We start from the raw sequence: 520 nt of genomic DNA on the forward strand, positions 1-520 counted from the left end.
AGGTTCTCCTACGGCTACCTTGTTACGACTTCACCCTAATCATTTGTCCCACCTTAGACGGCTCGCTCCCTAAAAGGGTTACGCCACCGGCTTCGGGTGTTACAAACTCTCATGGTGTGACGGGCGGTGTGTACAAGGCCCGGGAACGTATTCACCGCGGCGTGCTGATCCGCGATTACTAGCGATTCCGACTTCGTGTAGGCGAGTTGCAGCCTACAGTCCGAACTGAGAATGGCTTTAAGAGATTAGCTTGACCTCGCGGTCTCGCAACTCGTTGTACCATCCATTGTAGCACGTGTGTAGCCCAGGTCATAAGGGGCATGATGATTTGACGTCATCCCCACCTTCCTCCGGTTTGTCACCGGCAGTCTTACTAGAGTGCCCAACTAAATGCTGGCAACTAGTCATAAGGGTTGCGCTCGTTGCGGGACTTAACCCAACATCTCACGACACGAGCTGACGACAACCATGCACCACCTGTCATTTTGCCCCCGAAGGGGAAACCTGATCTCTCAGGTGA

General features: G+C 53.7%; 1 rRNA gene. It reads right to left on the reverse strand.

From position 1 onward, the window contains the following. A 16S ribosomal RNA gene (locus tag BVJ53_RS14810) occupies nucleotides 1–520 on the reverse strand; the annotation flags it as partial.

It is taken from the genome of Lacticaseibacillus chiayiensis (genome assembly GCF_004123795.1).
Taxonomy (GTDB): domain Bacteria; phylum Bacillota; class Bacilli; order Lactobacillales; family Lactobacillaceae; genus Lacticaseibacillus; species Lacticaseibacillus chiayiensis.